Origin of the sequence: Moraxella sp. CTOTU48268 (assembly GCF_032069585.1) — a bacterium.
Taxonomy (GTDB): Bacteria; Pseudomonadota; Gammaproteobacteria; order Pseudomonadales; family Moraxellaceae; genus Faucicola; species Faucicola cinerea.
On the sequence record NZ_DAMALV010000001.1, the window covers coordinates 81,532 to 96,343 of the forward strand.

The 14,812-nt window shown below is 45.7% G+C and carries 13 protein-coding genes; 5 read left to right on the forward strand and 8 right to left on the reverse strand.

What is annotated here, in order from left to right; genetic code table 11:
* Window positions 1-9 precede the first annotated feature (9 nt).
* The 4 genes from carB to argG all read left to right on the forward strand — a co-directional run bounded on the left by carB (window position 10) and on the right by argG (window position 6,227).
* Window positions 10-3,255 (forward strand): carbamoyl-phosphate synthase large subunit, encoded by a 3,246-nt coding sequence (carB, locus tag RT143_RS00390; RefSeq protein WP_313090326.1) that lies wholly within the window; start codon window positions 10-12, stop codon window positions 3,253-3,255.
* Window positions 3,256-3,409: 154 nt separating this feature from the next.
* A complete protein-coding gene (locus tag RT143_RS00395) occupies window positions 3,410-3,961 on the forward strand; it encodes a phosphatase PAP2 family protein (protein ID WP_313090329.1) in 552 nt (183 codons plus the stop codon).
* A 262-nt stretch (window positions 3,962-4,223) separates the two neighbouring features.
* Window positions 4,224-4,700: a transcription elongation factor GreA gene (greA, locus tag RT143_RS00400; protein WP_007116148.1), complete on the forward strand. Its 477-nt coding sequence runs from the start codon at window positions 4,224-4,226 to the stop codon at window positions 4,698-4,700.
* A 162-nt stretch (window positions 4,701-4,862) separates the two neighbouring features.
* The gene (gene argG, locus RT143_RS00405) at window positions 4,863-6,227 is read left to right on the forward strand and encodes an argininosuccinate synthase (protein WP_036594535.1); all 1,365 of its coding nucleotides are present in this window, start codon (window positions 4,863-4,865) and stop codon (window positions 6,225-6,227) included.
* 56 nt (window positions 6,228-6,283) lie between these two features.
* Here the strand turns inward: argG and RT143_RS00410 are convergent, their stop codons facing one another.
* The 3 genes from RT143_RS00410 to RT143_RS00420 all read right to left on the reverse strand — a co-directional run bounded on the left by RT143_RS00410 (window position 6,284) and on the right by RT143_RS00420 (window position 8,633).
* Complete coding sequence (locus RT143_RS00410) at window positions 6,284-6,823, reverse strand: UPF0149 family protein (protein ID WP_313090333.1); 540 nt, start codon at window positions 6,821-6,823, stop codon at window positions 6,284-6,286.
* Window positions 6,824-6,904: 81 nt separating this feature from the next.
* Window positions 6,905-7,141, reverse strand: coding sequence for a PA3496 family putative envelope integrity protein (locus RT143_RS00415; protein ID WP_007116151.1), 237 nt, complete (start codon window positions 7,139-7,141; stop codon window positions 6,905-6,907).
* 109 nt (window positions 7,142-7,250) lie between these two features.
* Window positions 7,251-8,633 carry a hypothetical protein gene (locus RT143_RS00420; RefSeq protein ID WP_313090336.1) on the reverse strand — a complete coding sequence of 461 codons (1,383 nt, stop codon included), beginning with the start codon at window positions 8,631-8,633 and terminating at the stop codon, window positions 7,251-7,253.
* An 81-nt stretch (window positions 8,634-8,714) separates the two neighbouring features.
* Between RT143_RS00420 and serB the strand changes: the two genes are divergently transcribed.
* The gene (gene serB, locus RT143_RS00425; RefSeq protein WP_313090338.1) at window positions 8,715-9,716 is read left to right on the forward strand and encodes a phosphoserine phosphatase SerB; all 1,002 of its coding nucleotides are present in this window, start codon (window positions 8,715-8,717) and stop codon (window positions 9,714-9,716) included.
* A gap of 99 nt (window positions 9,717-9,815) precedes the next feature.
* Here the strand turns inward: serB and RT143_RS00430 are convergent, their stop codons facing one another.
* The 5 genes from RT143_RS00430 to RT143_RS00450 all read right to left on the reverse strand — a co-directional run bounded on the left by RT143_RS00430 (window position 9,816) and on the right by RT143_RS00450 (window position 14,556).
* Window positions 9,816-10,916: an FUSC family protein gene (locus RT143_RS00430; protein ID WP_313090340.1), complete on the reverse strand. Its 1,101-nt coding sequence runs from the start codon at window positions 10,914-10,916 to the stop codon at window positions 9,816-9,818.
* 183 nt (window positions 10,917-11,099) lie between these two features.
* The gene (gene purC, locus RT143_RS00435; protein WP_313090343.1) at window positions 11,100-11,828 is read right to left on the reverse strand and encodes a phosphoribosylaminoimidazolesuccinocarboxamide synthase; all 729 of its coding nucleotides are present in this window, start codon (window positions 11,826-11,828) and stop codon (window positions 11,100-11,102) included.
* Between the two features lie 134 nt (window positions 11,829-11,962).
* Window positions 11,963-12,262: a hypothetical protein gene (locus tag RT143_RS00440; RefSeq protein ID WP_007116155.1), complete on the reverse strand. Its 300-nt coding sequence runs from the start codon at window positions 12,260-12,262 to the stop codon at window positions 11,963-11,965.
* On the reverse strand, window positions 12,259-13,152 hold the full coding sequence (gene dapA / locus RT143_RS00445) for a 4-hydroxy-tetrahydrodipicolinate synthase (protein WP_309577882.1): 894 nt from the start codon (window positions 13,150-13,152) through the stop codon (window positions 12,259-12,261). The genes RT143_RS00440 and dapA overlap by 4 nt, the downstream gene beginning before the upstream one ends.
* 225 nt (window positions 13,153-13,377) lie before the next feature.
* The gene (locus RT143_RS00450; RefSeq protein ID WP_313090346.1) at window positions 13,378-14,556 is read right to left on the reverse strand and encodes a metallophosphoesterase; all 1,179 of its coding nucleotides are present in this window, start codon (window positions 14,554-14,556) and stop codon (window positions 13,378-13,380) included.
* Window positions 14,557-14,812 lie beyond the last annotated feature (256 nt).

A 14,812-nucleotide genomic window follows, 5' to 3' on the forward strand; every position in this document is an offset into this window, starting at 1 on the left:
AGAGAAGCTATGCCAAAACGTACCGACATCAAATCCATTCTTATCATCGGCGCAGGTCCTATCGTCATCGGACAAGCCTGTGAATTTGACTATTCAGGCGCACAAGCCTGTAAAGCCTTACGTGAAGAAGGCTACCGCGTCATTCTGGTTAACTCAAATCCAGCCACCATCATGACCGACCCCGTCATGGCAGATGCCACCTACATCGAGCCCATCACCTGGCAAACGGTAGAGCGTATCATTGATAAAGAACGCCCTGATGCCATCTTGCCCACCATGGGCGGACAAACCGCGCTCAACTGTGCGTTAGACTTGGACAAGCATGGCGTACTGGAAAAATATGGCTGCGAGCTGATTGGGGCGACCAAAGACGCCATCGAAAAAGCCGAAGACCGTAACCTGTTTGACCAAGCGATGAAAAAAATCGGCTTAGAGTGCCCGCGCGCCGAAGTGGCTGAAACCATGGAACAAGCCTTCGCTATTCAAGCCAAAGTCGGCTTTCCCTGCATCATTCGCCCGTCGTTTACCATGGGGGGTTCGGGTGGCGGTATCGCTTACAACCGTGACGAATTTGTCGAGATTTGTGAGCGCGGTTTTGACTTATCGCCCACTCACCAACTATTGATTGACGAAAGCCTAATCGGTTGGAAAGAGTACGAGATGGAAGTTGTCCGTGACAAAAAAGACAACTGTATCATCGTCTGTTCGATTGAAAACTTTGACCCTATGGGTGTGCATACAGGTGACTCTATCACTGTGGCACCTGCTCAGACTTTGACGGATAAAGAATACCAAATCATGCGTAATGCGTCATTGGCGGTGCTGCGTGAGATTGGCGTCGAGACCGGTGGTTCAAACGTACAATTTGGTATTGACCCAAAAACAGGTCGTATGGTGGTCATCGAGATGAACCCACGTGTCAGCCGTTCATCTGCCTTGGCATCTAAAGCCACGGGGTTCCCAATTGCCAAAATCGCAGCAAAACTTGCGGTCGGTTACACGCTTGATGAACTTAGCAATGATATTACCGGCGGCTTGACCCCAGCCAGCTTTGAGCCTGCCATTGACTATGTGGTGACCAAAGTACCGCGCTTTAACTTTGAAAAATTCCCCCAAGCTGACAGCACCTTATCTACCCAAATGAAATCGGTGGGTGAAGTGATGGCGATTGGTCGTAACTTCCAAGAATCGATGCAAAAAGCGTTACGCGGTCTTGAGATTGGGGTGAATGGTTTTGATGAGTATCTTGATTTCAATCAAGACGAGGATACCATTCGCAGCACCTTAAAAGTTAAGTTAAAAACTCCTACACCTGACCGTATTTTCTACATTGTTGATGCCTTCCGTTTTGGTATGAGCGTAGATGAGGTGTTTGAGTTTACTCGCATTGACCCTTGGTTTTTAGTGCAAATTGAAGACATCGTCAAAACGGAAAAATTGGTGAAAGAAACTGGCTTTGGCGGTCTAACGAGCGACAACTTGCGTCAATTCAAACGTAAAGGGTTATCAGATTTACGCTTGGCAACGCTCTTGGGTATTTCACAAAAACAACTGCGTAAAAAACGTTGGGATTTGGGCGTGTACCCTGTGTACAAACGCGTGGATACCTGTGCCGCGGAGTTTTCGACTTCGACCGCTTACATGTATTCAAGCTATGATGAGGAATGTGAAGCCAATCCAACCGACAACAAAAAAATCATGGTTATCGGTGGTGGTCCCAACCGCATTGGTCAAGGTATTGAATTTGACTATTGCTGTGTGCACGCCGCCTTGGCAATGCGTGAAGATGGTTATGAGACCATCATGGTCAACTGTAACCCTGAAACGGTTTCAACTGACTACGACACCTCTGACCGTCTGTACTTTGAGCCTATTACGTTAGAAGATGTGCTTGAAATCGTGCGCATCGAAAAACCCGAAGGCGTGATTGTGCAGTACGGTGGACAAACGCCATTAAAATTAGCGCGCGCACTGGAAGCTGCTGGCGTACATATCATCGGTACCAGCCCAGATGCGATTGACCGTGCAGAAGACCGTGAACGTTTCCAACACATGATTCAGCAATTGGGCTTCACTCAGCCACCCAATGCCTTGGCGACCAGTACCGAAGACGGTATCGTCAAAGCGACGCAAGTGGGCTATCCCCTAGTTGTCCGTCCCTCTTACGTGTTGGGCGGTCGCGCGATGGAAATCGTCTACAACGAAAACGAACTGCGTCGTTATTTGCGTGAAGCCGTACAAGCGTCCAATGAAGCCCCTGTGTTACTTGACCGCTTCTTGGATGATGCGATTGAAGTGGATGTGGATTGTATCTCTGACGGCACCAATGTGGTGATTGGCGGTATCATGCAGCACATCGAACAAGCGGGCGTGCATTCAGGCGATTCAGCGTGTTCAATCCCTCCGTATTCACTTAGCCAAGAGATTTGCGATGTGATGCGCGAACAAACCGTGGCGATGGCAAAAGAGCTCGGTGTGGTGGGCTTGATGAACGTCCAATACGCGGTCAAAGATGGTGTGGTTTATATTCTTGAAGTCAATCCGCGTGCCTCACGTACGGTGCCTTTCGTATCAAAATGCATCGGCACTTCACTTGCGCAAGTCGCTGCGCGTTGTATGGCTGGCACAACGCTTGTGGAACAAAACTTTACCACTGAGGTGATTCCAACATTTTTTGCGGTCAAAGAAGCGGTCTTCCCTTTTGCCAAATTCCCAGGCGTTGACCCCATTTTAAGCCCTGAGATGAAATCAACCGGTGAAGTCATGGGTGTGGGTCAGACCTTTGGTGAAGCTTACTATAAAGCCATCATCGGCAGTAATGATAGATTGCCCGGTTTGCCAGTAGGAAATGAAGTTAAAAAAGTGTTCTTATCAGTGCGTGAAAGCGACAAAGCCAATCTGGTACCAGTGGCAAAACAATTTGCCGACTATGGCTTTAAACTTGTGGCAACCTCAGGCACCCAAAAAATCTTGACCGAAGCAGGTATCGCCTGTGAGCGCATCAACAAAGTTACCGAGGGTCGCCCACATATCGTCGATGCCATCAAAAACGGTGAGATTGCGATTGTGGTCAATACCACTGAAGGCAAACAAGCGCATGAAGACTCGTTCTCGATTCGCCGCTCAGCCTTACAGCATAAAGTATTTAATGTGACTACCTTAAATGCCGCGGCAGCAGTTACCCAAGCGTATAAAGTGCAGCTACCATTTGATGTGTATAAGCTCCAAGCGCTACATACACAGACACAGGGTTAACCACCGCTAGTCTAAAATACTGATAGCCAGCGCTGTCAGTATTTTTTTATGGGTTAAGATAATCCTAAGCTTTAGGGTGTACACTGGGTTTGCCCTAAGTACAGCCACGTTTATCAATGTTTTGACCACTAACCACAATCAGGGTGTAAATGCCATGAGACAACCTTCTAAGACCTTTAACGTCATACTGCTCGCTGCTGTATTAGCGCCAACGACAACGGTATATGCCAAAAGCGATAGCGAAAAAGCGGGCGATATATTGCATATTGCTATCCCAGTAGCAGGCTTAGGTATGGCACTTGCCAAACATGACCAAGAAGGCGTCTATCAACTAGGCAAAACCATGGCAACCAATTTGGCGGCTACCTATGCGCTCAAATACGCCACCAATGACACCGCGTGGGGCGAACGTCCCAATGGCGAAGATTACTCATTTCCATCAGGGCATGCTAGTGATTCTTGCGCGGGCGCGACTTTCATCGGTCAACGCTATGGCTGGCGCTATGGCTCGATGGCAATGATTCCTGCCGCCTATGTGGGCTGGTCACGTATGGATGCCGACAAGCACCATACCCGTGATGTGGTTGCTGGCTGCGCGCTGGGTATCGTCAGTGGTTTGGTGATGACGCAACCGTTTGACAATGCCACTATTTTACCTTGGTATGAAAATAAAGCCGTGGGTGTTACCATCAGCTCAGCTTGGTAATGTCAGGGTTCATACAGTCAATTGAGTGAATGCTTTGCATCACAAGCCATTATCAAGTAAAATACCGTTATTGTGGTGATTGAAGCAGCACAGCAAATTTTTTACTAGAACCTTGTTAGGCAGTAGCCCTGTCTAGCATGGTTTTTTTCATCTATACAAAATAGCTAGAGGTCAATCACGAGCGTTGATGACCATTTTTTGTGACTTGTTACTTTGGCAATCTTGCCGTTTGAATCCCTATTTGTGACAAAAGGAATCCCCTATGCAACGTTATCCAATGACGCCTCAAGGTCACGCGGCTTTAGAAGAAGAGCTCAAACAGCTCAAAACCGTTGACCGTCCACGTATTACCGCGGCGATTGCCGAAGCGCGCGAACATGGCGATTTAAAAGAAAATGCTGAGTACCATGCTGCCCGTGAGCAGCAAGGGTTTTGTGAAGCCCGTATTCGCGATATTGAAGCCAAACTGGGCGGGGCTGAAGTCATTGATCCGCTCAAACTACCGCAAGAAGGTCGCGTGGTGTTTGGCGTCACGGTGGTGATTGAAAATCTCGATACGGAAGAGCAAAAACGCTACAAAATTGTGGGTGATGACGAAGCGGATTTTAAAGCCAACAAAATCTCGATTAACTCGCCCATCGCGCGCGGTCTGATTGGCAAATCAGAAGGCGATGAAGCCAAAATCCAAACCCCAAGCGGTGAAGTCGAATACGAAATCGTCGAAGTTTTGTACCAATAACCGCGATTTAGCCGATAAAGCCAATCAAATGATTGGCTTTTTTATTGTGACAAATTATGGTTAATTGTCAAAAAATGGCGCAAAACACGTTGACAAAAATGTTACAATAATTCGATAGGTTGATTTTGCACATTATTTTTTGATGACTTGATAGGAAAGGTTATGAGCCACGATACCACAAACAATGCCACCAATAACGCCACCATTTTACAATCTGTCCCCGTCGGGCAAAAAGTCGGTATCGCGTTTTCAGGCGGACTTGATACCTCAGCTGCGCTACTTTGGATGAAGCAAAAAGGCGCGCTGCCATACGCTTATACCGCGAACTTAGGTCAACCTGACGAAGACGATTACAACGCCATTCCCAAAAAAGCCGACCAATACGGTGCGGTCAAAGCGCGTTTGATTGATTGCCGTTTGCAATTGGCGCTTGAAGGTATTGCTGCAATTCAATGCGGTGCGTTTCATGTCAGCACCGGTGGTATGCCCTACTTTAACACCACGCCACTGGGTCGTGCGGTCACAGGCACCATGCTAGTCACCGCCATGAAAGAAGATGATGTCAACATTTGGGGCGATGGCTCAACTTATAAAGGCAATGATATTGAGCGTTTTTACCGTTATGGGCTACTCACCAATCCTGCCCTTAAAATCTATAAACCGTGGCTTGACCAAACCTTCATTGATGAATTGGGCGGTCGTAGCGAGATGTCACAGTTCTTAATCGACAATGGCTTTGACTACAAAATGTCCAAAGAAAAAGCCTACTCAACCGACTCAAATATGCTCGGCGCGACGCATGAAGCCAAAGACTTGGAGTTTTTGGATGCCAGCATGCACATCGTTGAGCCGATTATGGGTGTGGCATTTTGGGATGAAAATGTCAAAATCGACAAAGAAACAGTGACAGTACGCTTTGAACAAGGCATGCCCGTGGCAATCAATGACGAAACCTTTGATAGCCCAGTGGATTTGATTTTAAAAGCCAACGAAATCGGGGGTCGTCATGGTCTGGGTATGAGTGACCAAATTGAGAACCGTATCATCGAAGCCAAATCACGGGGTATCTATGAAGCCCCTGCCATGGCGCTGTTGCACATTGCCTATGAGCGTTTGGTCACTGGTATTCATAACGAAGACACCATTGAGCAGTACCGTATCAATGGCTTACGTCTAGGTCGCTTGTTGTACCAAGGTCGCTGGTTTGACTCACAAGCCTTGATGCTTCGTGAAACCGCACAGCGCTGGGTCGCCAAAGCTATCACGGGTGAAGTCACCATCGAGCTACGCCGCGGTAATGACTATACCATCTTAAATACTAAATCTGACAACTTGACCTACCAACCAGAACGTCTATCAATGGAAAAAGTGGAAGATGCAGCGTTCACGCCAATGGACCGTATCGGTCAGCTTACCATGCGCAATCTAGATATTTCAGATACCCGGGCTAAATTGGCGTTATATAGCCAATCAGGTTTGTTATCCAATGCCCACGGCTCAGATGTACCACAACTAGAGCAGAAATAATGCGGTAAATAAAAAGGGCGTATTCAATACGCCCTTAGCTTGTTACAACCCATCATTTAGTCATTGGTATGAAATAACAAAAATAACTCAACGATATTTTTTTCTATGGCCCCTGCCATTTGACTCATGGTTTCTGGGTCTTTGAGTAGCTCTTGCATATCCGGTTGGTCTTCATCGATGCCACTAAACAAAATCATCGGTAACGTCAGCATTGCCACATCTTCTTCGCTTTCGTCATCATCAAACCAATCATCTTCTTCGTCATCGCTGGCATACATGGCATCAACAAAACCCACCGACCATTCGCTAATTTCTGAGTTTTCAATATCTAGATAGTCAGTTTCGTCGACATCAAAAGGTAGCTCAATTTCACGCTCATCTTGCAGCATGGCTTGCAGCTCATCACGCCATTGTACAATGGCTGCTAGCACATCTGGTTTGACTTGTTTTTCATGCCCTTCAAAAAGATAGGTTTGCCAATTGTGTAAAGGTTTGCCGACAATAGAGGCGGTTAAAAAGCCGTGTGTAGCGATGCTCGATAGCCCAAATTCGTTGTCATCACTGTCTAAAAAATCGATTAAATCATCAAAATCCATGGTGGTTATCCTAGTATGCTATCAAAAAAGCGGATTGAAAAAAGAAAGGTTAATACCTAGTGTATTAACCTTTTGCTTGACTTACAACTCATCATCGTCAAAATCGTCGTCATCGTCTAAGTCATCAAGATCGTCATCAAAGCTGTCTTTGAGTGAGCGCTCTAGACGCTTTTCTTCCAATAAATTGTCAATCAAACGACGTTTTTCAAGACTACTTGCCCGACTTCGACCCGATGCGTCGTCATCCACGAGTCGCGCGTCATCATCATCATCAAAATTGTCATCTTCAAAGCTATCATCAATATCTGGATCAGCCATTTATTGCTCCTTTCGCTGGTCGATTCGATAAATTTGCAATTTCATAAAGCCTTATAATGGGTTTTGTCGGTCAAGTCAAGTGGCGAAAGAAAAAATAGCCATGATTCGTTTATTTTTCTGTGGCGGTCAAAATATCATCGCGTTTGGCAATGAGTTCAGTCATCAAGGTTTCTGATAAACCGTTGTACCAAACCATCTCACGCTCTGTGATAGTGGTCGGATGTTGCAGGTTTTTAAACTGCACTTTACCATCTAAAGTTTTAAGCAAATCGAGCGGATACAGGAGCAATAAACCATCTTCTTTGGCGTGGTTTGCCATCAGTTTTTGTACGTCATCGAATTGATGACTGATACTGGTACCAATGGTTAATGGTAAGGCAAAACGTGATAGCTCACGGTGTTTTTCGTATACCACTTGATTGAGGATAATCAACAATTTTGACAACAGCACCGCTGCCAGTGGCAATTGCTCGGCTTTACCTGCGAGATGAATGACTGCGCCTTTTGCATTAAAATGCGAGTTGTCTTTGATATACACGTCTTTGATATAGCGATTTAACACATTGTTTGAGGAATTAAACAAGCTGTTTGATGCGCGCATCAATAACTGATTACACAATTGAAAATACGGTTTTGCAACTTCAGGTGCCACCCGTTTTAGCAGATGATACTGGTCGTAAAAATGAATTTGTAATTCAATTTCAGGTTGTTTTTGGCTGTCTACCGTTGTTTCTTGAGCCGGATTGTCAATCGCCTCAGTGGCTGTAGGCCGGGCTTGGGGGTCGTCGTTAGCAGATTTTGATTTTTCTCGATTTAAAAAATCATTGATGGTTTTGCCAGTGGCGGCAGGTTGCGAGGCCGCGCTGCTATCTTCTGCTTTACTGTATAAGGTGTCGTCGTTCAACTGCAATTCACCATCGGCTGTCAATACCCTGTTGCTGGGTGCTAGGCTACCACGCGCAAGCGCGATATGTTGCTGGACTTTTTCGCCCAATTGCGCAAGCTGTTCCTGCGTTGGGCGCGCCATATAGCCATAAATCAGCCATAAAAACCCATGCAAAATTGCTGACCCTAATACAAACAACCACTGACTACTGACAATCTCGCCTTTGGAGACCGCTTTCATGATGATGGTGGCGTGACCGAGAACTTGGTTGTTTTGGATAATGGGTTTGTCAATCACCTGCCCCACTTCGTTTTGCGCTTGTCCCGTTTGCACCAGCGGCTGATTGTTTTGGTCACTGATGACAAGCTTGGCGACTTCCTGATCAACTTGGTAGCGGTTTGCCAAGACGCTCAGGCTAATTCTATCTTGGCTCGTGATGCCCACCATGGCTTCTTTGGCTAACTGTTCAACAATTTTTTCACCCTTTTGGGTACGCTGCTCGTATTGGGATTTTTCACTACTAAAAGTCAGCATCAAAAAATGTAAACAAAAACTAATAAGTAGCACAATAGCGAATTTGCCTTGACGGGGGGCTAGATGATTCATGGGTAGATTAAACTTTCTTTAGGAGCGATTAAATGCTACATTATCATGTTTATTTTTTTGGCATACAAGGGGTAAACTACCATGACGACGAATTTTTTGTATCAACTTAATCAGCATTTTCCCCATAGTTACGCGATTACCCTAAGCGCTGCCAAGTTTGAATTGGGGCTATTGAGCCAAATTAGCCAAACCCTTGCAAGCCTTCAGCCTGCCATTCGCCTCTTACATCAAGATACCTTAGTCAATGAGCTTGATTGGCAAGCCAATGACACACTCGCCCAAGCTGAGCAGACCAGCCCTGTGACGACGATTCGCTGGATTGTGACGCTGGAATCAGATAGCGATATCAGCGACTTACCGCAACGGGTCAAACAAGTCGCCGCCAACAACCTCTATCACGTAGATATCAATGTCATGCCCCTTGCGACATTGGTGCGCCCGCATAAATTGGCGTTGTTTGATATGGATTCGACCTTGATTGAGCAAGAAGTGATTGTAGAATTGGCAAAAAAAGCCGGGATTGGTGAGCAAGTCGATACGATCACCGAATCTGCGATGCGTGGGGAAATTGATTTTGCCCAAAGCTTTACTCGCCGTGTAGCTTTACTTAAAGGGTTATCAAGTGAGGTGCTCGAAGACATTATTGCCAATCACATTACCTTTAGCCCAGGGGCAAAACGCTTGATTAGCGCACTGAAAAATCATGGTTACTATGTGGTATTGGTCTCAGGCGGCTTTAACTATTTTGCCGAATACGTGAAAAACAGCTTAGGGATGGATGAAAGTTATGCCAATGACCTAGATATCGTCGATAATCTAGTGACAGGTGAAATCACCTCAGCAATTGTAGATGGCAAGCGTAAAGCCGAAATTTTGCAAGCCGTGGCACAGCGTCTAGGCATTAAGCTGTCAGAGACTGTCGCTGTCGGCGATGGCGCTAACGACTTGCCGATGCTAGGGCTAGCTGATATCGGTATTGCCTATCGCGCCAAACCGATTGTGCGCGACCAAGCGAATTATGCGGTAACGGTCGCAGGACTCGATGGGGTGATGACTGTCTTGGGATTGAGCGATTCATGTTAGCGGTTAGTTTTAAGCATTAGTGTTAAAGATGAGTTTTAAAGATTATAAAAAAGCCACCCAGATTATCGAGTGGCTTTTTTGTTTTTTTGGATAAAAAAGCTAAATTGGCAATTTTGCCACGATTTTATCGACGATGACTTGTAATTTTTGCCTCACCATCGGTGATAAAATGACAATACCGCCTAGCACACCCATGAGACAGCCGAGCACGGTATCCCAAAACCGCGTGACGATAATCGCAGTGATTGCGGTAGGCTGCACCGCGCTGTACTCTGCCAAAAAGATGGTCAGTGGGGTGATAAAAATAACCGCCACCCCATAATGGCGTACCACAAAAGTCTCAATACAAAACATCATGCCAAAAATGCCTAGCGCCACACCCATATCGCTCAAATGCACCGATAGCAATAGCCAAGCTAGCAGCATACCAATCGCGGTACCCACAATACGATGTATCTGCTTGATCCATATGCTTTGAAAATTCATCCCTTGCATGATGACATAACAGCTCATCGGCACCCAATAGGGCTTAGGCATCTCTAGCCACAGCGCGAGCAGCAATGATAAAGCGATAAACGCCGATACAATGAGCGTATCACCCAAAATCTCTCGCACGGGCATCGGTGTGTTTACCGGTAAGACAGGCTTATTATAAATCAGCAATAACGCATAAAAACACGCCACCATCCCCGCAAACAACGCGCCCAATGCCACCACGCCAATCAGCTGTGGGATTTGTGACACGGGTGCAGGCATAAACAGCGCAATCGCTGAAGCCATGATGATAAACAGCCCAGCAGGCGGTGGTAACTTATAATAACGGCTAAACAGCGTACACCAAAAGGTCACAAAAAACATCAAGGGAATTGTCAAGATGGGTACGTTGTGGGCGACCAAACCAACGGCAAAACACGCGACCATCCCAAAACTACACGCCAATACCGTGGTCATGCGAGACAATAACGACCCAGTGTAGGGTAAGTTTAAAATCACCATCGCACCGAGTGACGCGAGTAGCCCCATGCGTAAATCACCCAGATACGCGCCTACCACCACTGGAAAACTAATCGCAAATGCCACAAACAATGGCATATGCCAAGGTCTAGGATTACGATTGAATTGGGTCAAGGTGGTAAGCGGATGCTTGATATATTGATGAGTGATAGGGTTGTCCAAGTGAGAGGCTCTTTTATTAATCATATTGAGGGCTAAAAATTTAAACTTAAACTTAAACTTAAACTTAAACTTAAATAACCTGCTAAAAACACAAAACTGGAGCAAGCCCCAGTTTTAGATGTTTATCTATTTTACATTTCATCCAAATTTAATTGGACTTAATTAGATTCGCTGTAGCGATTAGCTAGCTTGATGAATGCGTCCGATTTATCGACCTGACTCATCAACCAAAGACACGCCAATACGTTGGGCAACTTCTTCATAACCTTCGACTACATCACCTAGGCTTTGACGGAAACGGTCTTTATCCAGTTTTTTCTTGGTTTGTTTGTCCCAGACGCGGCAACCATCGGGGGAGAACTCATCGCCCAGTACGATACGGTCTTTGAATACCCCAAATTCTAGTTTGAAATCCACCAACATCAAACCACCGTCATCAAACATTTTTGATAACACGTCATTGACTTTGAAGGTTAAGGCTTTCATTTCATCCAGTTGTGCTTGCGTTGCCCAGCCGAGTGATACCGCTAATGAATCATTTACCATTGGGTCGCCCAGACCGTCATCTTTATAGAATAATTCAAAGGTAGGTGGTGTCAACGCTTGACCTTCTTGCAATCCTAAGCGACGTACTAGGCTGCCAGCTGCATAGTTACGTACCACACACTCGACGGGAATCATTGTTAGGCGTTTAACCAGCACTTCTTCATCTGATAATTGCTGTTCAAAATGGGTTTCGATGCCTGCTTCGCTGAGTTTTTGCATGATAAAGGCATTAAAGCGGTTATTGACTTTGCCTTTACGCGCTAACTGTTCGATACGCTCGCCGTTGAACGCAGAGGTATCATCACGAAATTCTAAAATCACATAATCTGGATTGTCAGTTTCGAAGACTGATTTTGCTTTGCCTTTATAAAGTAAATCGAGTTTTTGCATGGTAATTCCCAAATGGCTGTTTAAGATTGGCTAAGGTTGGCTCAGTGTAGCTAATTTATGACAGTTGCATTGATTGGCTGATACGCGGTTAGCAACACCAGCTGCCAACTATCATCGATGCTATCAGCCACTCTTTATTTTACGGTACTAATTGGACGCGGTAGCTCAAAACGCTTACTGCCTTCTTTTGTGATTTTTAACGTATTTTCACCCGATTGCGGCACTGCATAAACTGGCGTAAAAGGTAGCGTTTGTGCATCTGCCGGTAATTGGATGGGTTCAAGTTTTTTGGTCTTTGTATAGTCCAAAGAATTGTCGCCAACTTTACGTTTAAAAGTAGTACAGCCTGTCATAGCAATGCTAGCAGAGGCAATAATCGCTAGGGCTAGCTGGGCGTTGAATCGATTGCGGTTGGTGCTGCGTGTTTTTTTCATAGTAAACCTGCTTTGGCAAGTGCTTCATCCATCACTTGTTGGTGTTCTGGGGTAAGCCAAGTTAATGGTAAACGGATACCTTGCTCGATATGACCCATTTTGTATAAGGCATATTTTGCAGGAATGGGACTTGACTCGATAAATAAATCTTGGTGTAAATGGGCTATTTTTTGGTTTAATGCTTCGGCTTGTTCAAACTCACCTTTGAGTGCCAAGCCAAAAATTTGGCTCATGATTTTTGGTGCGACATTGGCGGTCACTGAAATATTGCCTTTTGCCCCATGACGCATCAGCGCAAGCGCGCTTTCATCATCCCCTGACAATACAATCATGCGACCTTTTACTGCTTCAATCAGTTTGGCACCACGCGCCACGTCACCGGTCGCATCTTTAATCGCGATGATATTTTCGATGTCCGCTAAGCGCTCGACCGTTGCTTGCTGCATATCAACAACAGTGCGCCCGGGTACGTTGTATAGCACTTGGGGAATGTCTACGGCTTCGGCAATGGCTTTATAGTGTAAGTATAGCCCTTCTTGGGTCGGTTTGTTGTAGTAAGGCACTACAAGCAGCGCGGCATCAGCGCCCGCCTGTTTGGCGTGCTGGGTCAGCTCAATGGCTTCAACTGTATTGTTAGCGCCGGTACCCGCGATGACGGGAATACGACCACCCACTTGCTTCATGGTAAATTCAATGACATCCACATGCTCTTGCATGGATAAGGTTGCGGATTCACCGGTCGTACCAACCGATACCAGTACGTCCGTACCTTGCTCGATTTGCCAATCAATGAGATTTGCCAATGATTGCCAATCGACGTCACCATTGCTATGCATAGGTGTAATCAATGCGACCATAGAGCCTTGTAGTTTATCTAAAATGGGGGTCATAACAATACCTTGGACAAAACCTTAAGTAGAATATGTAACAGCTGCGACAATTTTTTGAAAATTTTTGTCTAGTGTAGCATACATTTAGGGCGAAGTTTAAGCGCTTTGATAGCAAACGCAAGTTTCTCCACCGCTGTAGCCAATCAGGTTATAGACCTCACTCAACTAGATAATAAGGCAGCAGCTGGTTTATAGTCGCTGGCTTACCGTGGCGAATGGTATGGGTTAAGCATCAACCGTTTGAACTTGGATGGTTAGCACATCAATGGTAGGGGGGCAGTTAAACCGAAACGGCAATCCTGTCATGCCAATCCCAGTATTCACCCATACTTGGTAGCGTTTGCTGGGTTTGTCATCCTCATTGAATGCTTTGGGATGATAGTCGGATTGTTTGGGTATATCTGGTGTGCGTAACCCCGCTGCCAGTTTATTACCTGTCAATGCTCTCACCATCAGCGGTGTCAGTATAGGTATATTGACCTGACCCCCATGGGTTTGTCCCGCAATCACCAAAGTATCGTTGTTGGCGTCACTTAACGTTCGCGGATTGGCTTCTAACTGCTTGATATCATGGGTGGCAATCACTAATGGCTGGCCCGCGCTGCGCTGCTGTTCAATCACGCGCGGTAAATCCATTGTACTGCCATTATGAATACCTATGATTTTTATCCCGGCAATGCGCAAGCCTTGCTCAGGCAATAATTGAATACCGAAGGTTGCCAAGATGTTCATTAACTGCATATTTCTAGCAGGTTCGCTATTTTGCGCATCATCGACAACCTGCCGGGTATCGGCATCGCTAAAGACGGTATAGCAAGGCTTGTTCAGCGTTTTAAATGGACTTAGATGGGCATCCAAAGTTGTCGCTTGATATAACCAATCACCCAAAATCAGCACCGCATCAACATCTAAGCGATTAAGGCATTTCACCAAACGCGCTAACTGATGGGGGTTAGAAAATATACCAATATGGATATCACTCAGCACCGCAATTTTTGCAGCTTGATGAAGTTTTATAGGTTGTCGTTTGATAGGTTGTGACGATGGCGCAGCCAATGAAATATCGGTCGCAGCTTGATAGGTCGTAGGTACGGTCAAATTAATTGAAAAACGCGAAACGCGCAGCCGATTGGGCTCAACCCAGCTCATATAGATATACAACAACGATAACGCGATAAGCAGCCAGTAGATGGCTTGGTTGTCATACAGCAGTTGCACGTTTGCCCACACCAACAACCAAACAAACCAATAGCGCGCGTAGAAACTGACCAGTTGCAGCAGGATTTGCAGGTTATCTGTTCGCGCTTTGAATTGCACGGTTTTTCGGCACGACCATAGGATTACCAAGACGGCAATGAGCGCTCCAAGATGACCTAGCCAACTGCCAATCATGCTACTACCCATATAAAGCGTTACCTAAATTTACAGAATAATCAATAATTTGGGTGACAAATACGTATAAAAAAAAGCGCCCATTATAAATGGCAATGATGGATATGACAATTCAAACTGTCATCATATCGCAAAAAATGGATTAACAGCTAGGCGAGTTTTTTGTATTTAACTCATCGAAAAATGCCTAACTTTGCGTTTTGACCGCGTTGTCTGGTAGCGACGGTAAAACAAAGATGAGCGCTTTTTCTACGTCGCACCCTGTTTA

Bases quoted from the DNA above. Each gene is read 5' to 3' on its own strand.
- serB (WP_313090338.1), top strand. From the start codon at position 8,715: ATGACGACGAATTTTTTGTATCAACTTAATCAGCATTTTCCCCATAGT.
- RT143_RS00395 (WP_313090329.1), top strand. From the start codon at position 3,410: ATGAGACAACCTTCTAAGACCTTTAACGTCATACTGCTCGCTGCTGTA.
- purC (WP_313090343.1), bottom strand. From the start codon at position 11,828: ATGCAAAAACTCGATTTACTTTATAAAGGCAAAGCAAAATCAGTCTTC.
- greA (WP_007116148.1), top strand. From the start codon at position 4,224: ATGCAACGTTATCCAATGACGCCTCAAGGTCACGCGGCTTTAGAAGAA.
- RT143_RS00440 (WP_007116155.1), bottom strand. From the start codon at position 12,262: ATGAAAAAAACACGCAGCACCAACCGCAATCGATTCAACGCCCAGCTA.
- RT143_RS00430 (WP_313090340.1), bottom strand. From the start codon at position 10,916: ATGATTAATAAAAGAGCCTCTCACTTGGACAACCCTATCACTCATCAA.
- RT143_RS00410 (WP_313090333.1), bottom strand. From the start codon at position 6,823: ATGGATTTTGATGATTTAATCGATTTTTTAGACAGTGATGACAACGAA.
- RT143_RS00450 (WP_313090346.1), bottom strand. From the start codon at position 14,556: ATGGGTAGTAGCATGATTGGCAGTTGGCTAGGTCATCTTGGAGCGCTC.
- dapA (WP_309577882.1), bottom strand. From the start codon at position 13,152: ATGACCCCCATTTTAGATAAACTACAAGGCTCTATGGTCGCATTGATT.
- RT143_RS00420 (WP_313090336.1), bottom strand. From the start codon at position 8,633: ATGAATCATCTAGCCCCCCGTCAAGGCAAATTCGCTATTGTGCTACTT.
- carB (WP_313090326.1), top strand. From the start codon at position 10: ATGCCAAAACGTACCGACATCAAATCCATTCTTATCATCGGCGCAGGT.
- RT143_RS00415 (WP_007116151.1), bottom strand. From the start codon at position 7,141: ATGGCTGATCCAGATATTGATGATAGCTTTGAAGATGACAATTTTGAT.
- argG (WP_036594535.1), top strand. From the start codon at position 4,863: ATGAGCCACGATACCACAAACAATGCCACCAATAACGCCACCATTTTA.